Genomic DNA, 1,723 nt, shown 5'->3' on the forward strand with positions numbered 1-1,723 from the left:
TACTCGACTGGCAAACACCGTATCAGGTTATGCTGACAAATTTGTCCAAAAATTCGGATTAAATTTGCAATCTACCTTATAAGTTAAAAACGACAAGAAAACCAATCGACAACCAAGTTTAAGTTTTGCTTGTCGACTGGTTTTCTTTAGGTATCAATCTTCAAGCTAAACTATAATTGATTTGGTTCTGGTTGTTGCCACCAATGAATGTTGCTTTAACAGTAAATATCCCGAATTAACAACAACTAAAGTTTGCATCTAGTTTTTTCCCTAATGGCTTGTTTTGATACACCAAACTCATCAGCAAGTTCCTTAATAGTTTTAGGCATGATTTCCAAACCCCTTTTGGAGTTCAGCAAGAGCTTCTTGTCTTGCTTGATCTCTTATTTTTTTATCGTGCTCGGCCTGTTTATCAGCCAATGCTTGTTTCTCAGTAGAGCCTAAAGTTAACCCCTTAACCTTGTCAATGGCGCGCCATTTTTCCTGCTCTGTTAATTCACCATTATGCTGAATGTTAAAGAGTTTTTGACGTTCATCTTGAAATTGACCTTGTGAGAAGTCATTAGCGTTTTTCTTTTCAGACTTCCAAGTAAAAGAATACCCAATCACTGGTTTTCCGCGGCCTTTACCATTTTTTTCTAACCGTTAGGCCTCTAAAAAGAGGCGTAAGTTCCTCTTTGATGGGTTTTAAAACGGATTGATTTATATTGCTACTTTTATAGCTTTTAGGGACATCTAATAGCTCGTTAAAGTCTGCAACTGAAAAGTAAGCGTACCCAGTAGTTCTAAATTGTTTTAGTAACCGAAACATGGTTTTTGCGTAGCTACTTTTTAAATTTCTGAATTCTGATAAAGCATAACGAACCCAACTTTCCAGCTCATTTAATAATTTTATAGCTTTGGGGTAAATTTTAATATCAACATAAGGATCATCAGCATGGCCGTTTATCTCAAATTCGGTAAACATAACAAAAAATTCACGATGCAGCCCATCTTTACTACGCCTTCCAAAGCGTAAGCCTAAAATTTTTTGATAAGTACTTTCAATATCGTCAATAAATCGGTTATTTGCTGTAGGTTTATATGCACTTAATTCTTTTAATTGATCAAATGAAAACCTTACAGTTTCGTCACCCTTGTCACGCATTCTAGAAACTATTGAGAAGAATAAATTCATTTCAACAGGAGTGAATTTTCGAAGTGGGATTGTATTTAATTCAGGATCATATTTAACAATTTCATTACTCAAATGAAGCACCTCTTTTAATGAATATGGTTTTATGAATATATAATATTACAAAACTCTATCTATAAACTCCTGTATTCCCTGGGAGAGTATGGCTAAAATGGGGTTTAAAAGAGGTTTAAAAGAGGTACTACTGTACCAGATCCAAACTTCAAATAAAAAACACAAAGGAGCGAGTCAAAAATCGGCTCACATTAAATTCAAGTCACTATGCTCCCACGCATTGATTGTCCGCCACCATTGACAGCAAACAGTTAGTTTTTCTGAATCTTAACAAGAGTTTAGCGGCTATGTTCGTTTTTAAGGGCCTTATTTTTCGTTTCTAGCGATTTTAAGACTATTCATATATATATATTTATACCAAAACAAAAATAAAAAGCCCTCACCCAATATTGAGTGAGGAGAGCGTAAAATATCTTGTGTAAATGCATAAAAGATTTCTGAATTGTATAGAAATAGGGAATGCCTTCCCTTATG

General features: G+C 34.6%; 1 pseudogene. It reads right to left on the bottom strand.

Annotation, left to right across the window (positions count from 1 at the left end):
* Nucleotides 1-321: 321 nt before the first annotated feature.
* Nucleotides 322-1,249 (bottom strand): annotated as a pseudogene (locus QUF07_RS13810) (replication initiation protein).
* Nucleotides 1,250-1,723: the final 474 nt, after the last annotated feature.

Source organism: Lentilactobacillus sp. TOM.63 (genome assembly GCF_030361045.1).
GTDB classification, from domain to species: Bacteria; Bacillota; Bacilli; order Lactobacillales; family Lactobacillaceae; genus Lentilactobacillus; species Lentilactobacillus dabitei.